We start from the raw sequence: 8156 nt of genomic DNA, 5'->3' as shown, positions 1-8156 counted from the left end.
ATATGATTTGGTGTGGTAACTTAATTTTATCAGAAGTGGTCCTTATCTTTTATGAAAAATAATGAAAGCCGGCGAAATTTTACTCATCGTAAAATTTCGCCGGCTTTTTTCAGATTAGAGGGGGTTTTGTCCCAGCCTCTTCCTCCTACTCACTTTTTAGCATCGTCAAGGAAAGCCTTCCTTTGTCGACATCCACTTTTTCCACCCAGACGGTCACGATATCACCGAGGGAGATGACGTCGAGCGGGTGCTTGACAAAGCGGTTGCTCAGCTTGGAAATATGGACGAGGCCGTCTTCTTTGACGCCGACGTCAACAAAGGCGCCGAAGTCGACTACATTACGGACTGTGCCTTGGAGTTCCATTCCGGGCTTTAGATCTTCCAGCTTCAGAAGATCCTTCTTCAATAGCGGTTTTGGCATTTCATCGCGCAAGTCCCTGCCCGGCTGCATGAGTGATGCTGTGATGTCCTGAAGTGTCATTTCACCAAGACCAAGTTCCTCCGCCGTTTCCTTAAAACGCAAATCGGAAAGTGCATCGATCAGCTTTTGGCTGCCAAGGTCTTCCGGAGTGAGACCGAGCGAACGGAGCAGTTTTTTCACTTCAGGGTAGCTCTCAGGGTGGATCGGTGTTGCATCAAGCGGTTCTGATCCTTCCGGTATTCTCATAAAACCGATTGCCTGTTCATATGTTTTGGCGCCGAGCCGCGGAATTTTCTTCAATTGTTTGCGGTCGGTGAACTTTCCGCTTTCCTCACGCTGACGGACAATGTTATGGGCAATCGTCTTGCTGAGACCGGCCACATGCTGAAGCAAAGATGCGGATGCTGTATTAACGTTCACGCCGACCTGGTTAACCGCCGTCTCGACAACGAAGGAGAGTGATTCGTTCAGCTTCTTTTGTGACACATCGTGCTGGTATTGACCGACGCCTACGGATTTCGGATCGATTTTCACCAATTCCGCGAGTGGATCCTGCAGGCGTCTGGCGATTGAAACGGCACTTCTTTCCTCGACTTGAAGATCAGGAAACTCCTCGCGTGCCAAGTCGGAAGCAGAGTAGACGCTTGCACCCGCCTCATTCACGATGACATAAGCGATGTCCCCTCTTAGCTCTTTAAGTACATCGACAATAAATTGTTCAGTTTCCTGTGAGGCCGTTCCGTTGCCAATAGCGATCATTTCCACTTCGTACTTTTCAATGATCGATTTCACCTGTTCAAATGCTTCCTGCCGTTTTGCTCTAGGCGGATGCGGATAGATCACACCGATATGAAGAACCTTGCCCGTCTCGTCAACGACAGCAAGCTTACACCCCGTCCGGTAAGCCGGGTCGACGCCTAGAACGAGCTTTCCTTTCAGCGGCGCTTGCAGCAGGAGCTTTCTCAAGTTCTCAGAGAAAATGTGGATCGCCTGCTCTTCCGCCTTTTCGGTCAGCTCATTACGGATTTCCCGTTCGATTGAAGGGGCAATCAGGCGCTTGTAGCCGTCAGCAATTGCCTCCTCCACCACAGCAGCTGCCGGAGAGTGGCTTTGACGGATCCATTTCTTGTTGATCGACCGGAGAATTTTCTCAGAGTCAGCCTGTATGGAGACGCGAAGAATATCGTCCTTCTCCCCGCGGTTCAATGCAAGCACACGATGAGGAACAATTCTTTTTACCGGTTCCTCGTATTCAAAATACATTTCGTATACTTTCTTTTCGTCCTTATCAGGATTTTTTGCCGAGGAGACGACTTTTCCGGACTGAAAGGTCTCTTTCCTTACCCACTGTCGAATGTCCGCATCATCTGAGACCTGCTCAGCGATGATGTCTTTTGCACCGGTAAGCGCCTCTTCAGCGTTTGCCACTTCTTTCTCCGCTGAAATGTACTTGGAGGCTTCTTTCCCGATATCTGCCTGTTTCGGAAAAGTTAGCAGCCAGTCAGCCAACGGTTCAAGCCCTTTCTCTTTTGCAACAGATGCTTTTGTTCTCCGCTTTTGTTTATAAGGACGGTAAAGGTCTTCCACGATTTGCAGTTTATCAGCTTTGCGAATGTCTGCTTCCAGTTCATCTGTCAGCTTTCCCTGTTCCTCAATTAGACGGATGACATCAGACTTCCGCTGTTCCAGCGTTTGTATGTAATTCCAGCCTTCCATTATATCGCGTATTTGAACCTCATCCAGCGCCCCCGTCACTTCTTTTCGGTAACGCGCGATGAAAGGGACTGTGTTCCCTTCATTAAGCAGGCCAATGACACTGCGGACCTGTTTTGACTGAAGGCCCAGATCCCGCGCCAGTCCCTTCAGCAATTCTTCCTCCTGGATCATTTCTTTCTCCATAAGGATCCCTCATTTCCTCTAAACTGTCCTTATCATATCGTTTGATGCATCACATTTCCATCCCGGACAAAAATAAAAACCCACTCAGCTTAGAGCAGGCTTCCAATAACAAAGGTCATGTCGTCTGACGAATTCACTTGTTTCTCTTTCAGTTGCTCAGCCAATAATGAAAGTGAACGGCTGTTCCCGAGAATTTCCCGGGTATTCACGTTGATGAATCCATCCGAATGCATCAGGAATCGTGAATTCGGTTCGTATGAATATTTCTGCGTGCGGAATTTTTGCGGTCTTCCTGACAAATACCCCGTGACAGGCATCGGATAAATCAGCTTGCCTGACGGCGTATATAAATAAAACCGGATATTGCCGACGCAGCTGTATTCAAATTCAGACGTACGGAAATCCGCCCGCAGAATCGCCACGGCTGCTCCTCTTTTGCGCAAAAGCACCTTGTTGCAAAAATCCATCAATGTGTCAATGTCTTCCTCGGGGTTTGACCTCACGACGGATGCGACCGCCTGAGAAGCTTCAAACGCATACTTTCCGCTCCCCAGGCCATCAGCTACCACACAGAGGAAATAGTCATCATTGACTGTGAAGTAGTAGCTGTCGCCGCAGAACTCATTACTGTTCTTCGCCGTTTGGAATGCATAGGCCTCCAAGTGATTGTTTTCTAAAAAAATCATAGAGTCGAACTCTCCGTACTCTGTGTTTCAGCATGAATCGCCTCTCGAAGTTTTTTGATCGCTCTTCGCTGCAGGCGGGATACATGCATTTGAGAAATATTGAGCATATCTCCAGCTTCTTTCTGACTCATATTTTCCAGGTATGTATACTGGATGATCATCCGTTCTCTGTCGGTCAATACGTGGAGTACCTTCTCAAGTACAAGACGCTGGTTCACCTTTTCATATCCATCGTCGACTGATCCGACGATGTCAAGCAGCGTGACCGTGCTGCCGTCTGAATCAGCCTCAATCGAATGATCGACGGACAATGCCTGATAACTCTTGCCCATCTCCATCGCTTCCAGGATTTCTTCCTCTGAAACTTCCAGATGTGAGGCGATTTCTTCGATTTTCGGCGAACGCTGAAGCTCGCGGGTCAGGTCTTCAATCGCCGCTTTGATTTTCGGGCCCAATTCCTTAATTCTTCGCGGCACATGGACGCTCCACGTTTTGTCGCGAAGGAAACGCTTGATTTCGCCGATTACAGTCGGAATCGCAAATGCCTCGAACGACTTGCCGAATGACTCGTCGTAGCGGCGGATGGCGCCGAGTAGGCCGATGATTCCGACTTGAAAAATGTCCTCATGATAGGACTTGCCTTTCGAATACTTCCGGGCGATGGATTCAACAAGGTTTTTGTAGTGAAGAACAAGATTGTTCTGTGCTTCTTCGTCCTCATGCTCCTGGTAGGCGCGAATCCATTCATTCACCTCGGTTTTCGAGTGGTCAGGTTGAGATTGTTTCGGCATCACTCTCCACCTGCTCTCCCTCAAGGTACTTGGTCATATGGACCGTTACCCCTTCATTTTGATGAACTTTCACTTCATCCATCAAAGTTTCAATCAAATACAGACCCAAGCCTCCTTCACGAAGAAATTCCACTTGGATATCCTCTTCGTACGGGCCTGTAGCATTGCGGGTTTCACGCAGATTAAAACTTTTCCCGGAGTCTGCCACCATCACTTCCAGGCGGTCAGGATAGAGACCGAAGCCGACAACAACCTCTCCGCCTTCTTCCGATTTGTAGGCGTGCTGGACCGCATTCGTGATCGCTTCGCTCGCTGCAATCTTCAAGTCCTCGATCATGTCGTATGTAAATCCCATTCTGCTGGCAATGCCTGACAGAGAGAGCCTTATGACACCAACATACTCCGGCTTCGCAGGTATCTTCATTTCGATGTAATCAAAAGCTTCACTCATTATACTCCACCCTCTACCTCGGTATTAATGTCCATTACATCTGCCAAACCTGTGATTTCAAACAATCTCTTCAGTCTGTCCGACATGCCGACCAAGATCAGATCTCCTTCATTGGCGCGCAGCATTTTAAAAAGCCCTACAAAAACACCGAGCCCGGTGCTGTCCATATAAGAAACGCCCGATAAATCGATTTTCATGCTGATCTCTTTCTGTTCCGCCTTCTCCATAACAGCTTCCCGCAGCTGCGGTGCCGTATAGGCATCGATTTCCCCGGCGAGTATTACATTCACTTCATTTCCTGTCTCTGACACCTCAATTGAAATGTTCACAAACATCCACCCCTCTAAACCATTTAATGTACTGTTTATCAATACCCCGTTAAAAGGAGGGTCAAACATAAAATTATTCCGTTCTTTTCAAAATAATGAGTGTAAAATCATCCCGGAGTTCAAATTCCTGCAATCTTTCCAAATCTTTGTAAAGATTGGTGACAATTTCCCCAGGCGCAAGGTCGATATATTTTCCGATATAGCCGACAAGATCCTCCCGCTCGATGAACCCTTCGTCTGTCCGGCACTCGGTAACGCCGTCAGACAGCAGAATGATCATGTCTCCGATATCCAAACCGAGCTCGTATTCCTTATACTTCGTCTTTTTGTCAATGCCGAGCAAAAGCCCGCGGCCGCAAATGTCCTTGAATTCCCGCTCGGATGCGTCATAGAAAAAACCCGGCTCATGCCCCGCCGTCGAATAGCGGAACTGACTTTTCCCGGGATCATAGACGCCATAGAACATCGTTATAAACATGCTCGGATCGACATTCTGCTCAACGACCCGGTTCAGGCTCTCCAAAATCATGCCGGGTTTGTGCCGGTTATCCGGATAGCTGTCCATTGCATATTTGATCATCGACATGGACAAGGCGGCAGGAATCCCCTTGCCGATTACATCCGCTATCGCAATTCCGATACATTGATTTTCATCTTTGACAAAATGGTAATAATCCCCGTTCATTTGCCGTGCCGGCACACTGATTGCCCCGATTTCTACGCCTTCCGCCACAGGAATGGTCGTTCCAAGCAATGTCTGCTGCATATTCGCCGCAATCTCGATCTCATTTTTCAACGCCTGCTGCTGAGTGCGCAGGCTTTGGTGCTCGCGGTAGGCAAGCCCGTAGCCCATCATCACTTCCAGCAAAACATCGAAGGAATCTATTACATTCTTTGGGGCGGTTCCATTTTCAAGCATGATGGTTTTATGAAGACTGATGATTTCCTCGGGAAAAATATTGTGCTCAATCAGCTTCCGGCTCAGCTTCTGGCCCTGATAAAGCACTTGTTCATTTTGATCCTTCAAGTAACTATCCACGATTTCTCTATATTTTGCCTCAACAGTCTCTTGAAAATCCATACCAGTCTACCTCCTAGCGGAGCCACTTGACAGCTGTGATCGTCGTGCCTTCGTCCACTTTTGACAGAATGTCGAACTCATCCATAAGGCGCTTTACGCCGGGTAATCCTGCTCCCAGACCTCCCGATGTCGTATATCCGTCTTCCATTACTTTGCGGATATCTTTTATACCGGGTCCGCTGTCCTTCGCAGTTACTTTGAGTCCGTTCTTTCCGTCTCTGCTTTCTTTCTCGATGGACACTTCTCCCTTGCCCGCATATAAAAATATGTTTCGAGCCAATTCGCTGATTGCAGTCGTGATTCTGGCCTGGTCAACGGTCCCAAATCCAAGCTCCTTAGCCACATTTCTGCCTAGCTGGCGAACTGCTACGATGTCCCATTCATTTGAAATTTTCACGCAGGACTGCAGTTCCATAGGCTAATCCCCCAGTTCCTGTTGTAGTTTGTCCAAGCCGTTTTCCAGATCGAGGGCTGTCATGACATCTTCCATGCGGATGCCGAGCTCAATCAGGGTAATGGCGACAGCAGGCTGGATTCCAGTAATGACGACCTTGGCTCCCATCAATTTGGACATGTCCATGACATCTCCGAGAACTTTAGCAATAAATGAATCTATAAAGTCAATGGCAGTTATATCGATGACGATTCCCCGTGCACTCGTCGAATGTATTTTGTGCAGGAGATCTTCCTGGAACTGCAGAGCTGTATGATCGTCCAGTTCCCATTGTATGGAGACGAGAAGACAATCCTTTAGTTTTAAAATCGGTATTCTCACTGCAATCCCTCCACTGACACAATTTTCCGGTTTGTGAATTCCAACGCTCTTTCAATCCCCTTGCGCAGCGTGCTCGTTGTCGTAATCTGGCTCAGATTGATGCCGAGACTGACAATCGTCTGTGCAATTTCCGGCCTGATGCCGACCAGCATGCATCTTGCCCCGACAAGACGAACGGCATCGGCGGCCTGGATAATATGGTGCGCCACCATCGTATCGACAACCGGCACGCCCGTTATATCAATCAGCACCACTTCTGCACGATGCTTGACAACGCCTGTCAGCAGATTCTCCATGATCAATTTTGCTCTTTCAGTATCGATGGTGCCGACGAGCGGCATGATGGAAATTTTTTCAAAAACAGGAATGAGCGGAGCGGATAACTCCTGAAGAGCGATTTTCTGAAGCGAGACCGTCTTCTCCCAAGCAGCCGAATACTCTTCGATCACCTGGTTGTACATCGGCGTCAACCAATTGTCGAAATCATGGACAAGCTGATTCAGCTCCTGTGCACCCAATTCCTCATCATTGGCCATCTTCTCATAGATTAGGAAATTCAAAGTACGGAGGCCTCTCGTAATGAACGTCAGCGGCCATCCGAGACGGATGATGTTCTCCGAGAATTCTCCGATTTTCTGGATATGCTTTTCATTTGAATTCAGGATGCTGGATACAACCAGCTCCAGAAACTCCTTGCTCGTATTATAAAAAATTTTATCAGAAATGGTGTTCAGCGCACGCTCATCACTTTGCTCTTTCATCTGCCCCATCCATTCCTCCAGCAGGGCATCCTCATGAGACCTGATGTAGCTTGCAATCTTCTTATCCATTAGTTCATCTCCAATCTGTCGTTCGGATCCATGACTTCTTTGCATACAAAAGCCGTATGGTCTGATTTTATCAATAATCGGATGGGAAATACAAATGCCAGGCATATTTTGGCGGAGTTTGGCAGCAGGAAAGGGGCAGGCAATAGCGGGGGAGGCGGAGGAAATGGATGGTAAAGGACAGGTTCTATGTATAAAAAAACGCTGCTGTCCAAAAACAGAGCGCCTTAAAAACTGATGAGCCCCAAGCTGATTTGCAGAGCTTCGTCGACCTTCTCCATCATTTCCTCATCAAGATGAGTAATTTTGTCTGTCAACCTTTGCTTGTCGATTGTCCGGATCTGTTCAAGCAAAATAACCGAGTCCCGTTCAAAGCCGTACCTTTTCGCATCAATCTCCACATGCGTCGGCAGCTTGGCTTTTTGGATCTGGGCGGTGATGGCTGCTACGATGACAGTCGGGCTGAATCGGTTGCCGATGTCATTTTGGATAACAAGCACAGGCCGGACACCGCCCTGTTCTGAGCCGACTACTGGGGATAGGTCGGCGAAATACACGTCACCACGTTTCACGATCAAAGGTTTATCCCCCGCTTACTTGCCGTACGATAGTGTTTTCCGCCTCGTATTCCGCTTGGATTGCCTCAGACGCAATGGCCAAATTGATTTTTGCCATTTCCATGTATCCCCGTCTCATGGATTCAATAATTTGCCGTTTTTTTCGCTCACGAAGATACATTTTTGTAGCAAGATAAATAAACTCGTTACGTTCGACGTTCTCCAATTCAGCGAAACCGTCAAGCTCAGCAAGCAGCTGCTGCGGCAATCGAACCATTATTTCCCTTGTTGCGCTGGACTCAGACACAAACTACACCTCCACCATTACTGCAAACCGTT

General features: G+C 48.0%; 11 protein-coding genes. All 11 read right to left on the bottom strand.

Annotation, left to right across the window (positions count from 1 at the left end; translation table 11 throughout):
- Positions 1-145: 145 nt before the first annotated feature.
- Positions 146-2320: a Tex family protein gene (locus tag AC0TWI_RS01135; RefSeq protein WP_488124497.1), complete on the bottom strand. Its 2175-nt coding sequence runs from the start codon at positions 2318-2320 to the stop codon at positions 146-148.
- Between the two features lie 89 nt (positions 2321-2409).
- Positions 2410-3006, bottom strand: a complete 597-nt coding sequence (locus AC0TWI_RS01130) for a PP2C family serine/threonine-protein phosphatase (RefSeq protein ID WP_488124496.1) — start codon at positions 3004-3006, stop codon at positions 2410-2412.
- Entirely contained in the window at positions 3003-3797 is a 795-nt protein-coding gene (sigB, locus tag AC0TWI_RS01125) for an RNA polymerase sigma factor SigB (RefSeq protein WP_488124495.1), read from the bottom strand. The genes AC0TWI_RS01130 and sigB overlap by 4 nt, the downstream gene beginning before the upstream one ends.
- Positions 3775-4248, bottom strand: a complete 474-nt coding sequence (gene rsbW / locus AC0TWI_RS01120) for an anti-sigma B factor RsbW (RefSeq protein WP_488124494.1) — start codon at positions 4246-4248, stop codon at positions 3775-3777. The genes sigB and rsbW overlap by 23 nt, the downstream gene beginning before the upstream one ends.
- Positions 4248-4577, bottom strand: coding sequence for an anti-sigma factor antagonist (locus tag AC0TWI_RS01115; protein WP_488124493.1), 330 nt, complete (start codon positions 4575-4577; stop codon positions 4248-4250). Before AC0TWI_RS01115 ends, rsbW begins: the two co-directional genes overlap by 1 nt.
- A gap of 73 nt (positions 4578-4650) precedes the next feature.
- The gene (locus tag AC0TWI_RS01110) at positions 4651-5658 is read right to left on the bottom strand and encodes a SpoIIE family protein phosphatase (protein WP_488124492.1); all 1008 of its coding nucleotides are present in this window, start codon (positions 5656-5658) and stop codon (positions 4651-4653) included.
- A 13-nt stretch (positions 5659-5671) separates the two neighbouring features.
- The gene (locus AC0TWI_RS01105; RefSeq protein ID WP_488124491.1) at positions 5672-6073 is read right to left on the bottom strand and encodes an anti-sigma regulatory factor; all 402 of its coding nucleotides are present in this window, start codon (positions 6071-6073) and stop codon (positions 5672-5674) included.
- Between the two features lie 3 nt (positions 6074-6076).
- A complete protein-coding gene (locus AC0TWI_RS01100; protein WP_488124490.1) occupies positions 6077-6433 on the bottom strand; it encodes an STAS domain-containing protein in 357 nt (118 codons plus the stop codon).
- The gene (locus AC0TWI_RS01095) at positions 6430-7263 is read right to left on the bottom strand and encodes an RsbT co-antagonist protein RsbRA (RefSeq protein WP_488124489.1); all 834 of its coding nucleotides are present in this window, start codon (positions 7261-7263) and stop codon (positions 6430-6432) included. Before AC0TWI_RS01095 ends, AC0TWI_RS01100 begins: the two co-directional genes overlap by 4 nt.
- Before the next feature lie 224 nt (positions 7264-7487).
- Positions 7488-7838, bottom strand: a complete 351-nt coding sequence (ndoA, locus tag AC0TWI_RS01090; RefSeq protein WP_488124488.1) for a type II toxin-antitoxin system endoribonuclease NdoA — start codon at positions 7836-7838, stop codon at positions 7488-7490.
- A 4-nt stretch (positions 7839-7842) separates the two neighbouring features.
- The gene (locus AC0TWI_RS01085) at positions 7843-8124 is read right to left on the bottom strand and encodes a CopG family ribbon-helix-helix protein (RefSeq protein WP_488124487.1); all 282 of its coding nucleotides are present in this window, start codon (positions 8122-8124) and stop codon (positions 7843-7845) included.
- Positions 8125-8156: the final 32 nt, after the last annotated feature.

The sequence above is a fragment of the Lederbergia sp. B243.17 genome (assembly GCF_057657925.1).
The sequence above is the reverse complement of the archived record's forward strand: the minus strand, read 5'-3'. Positions and strand labels throughout refer to the sequence as shown.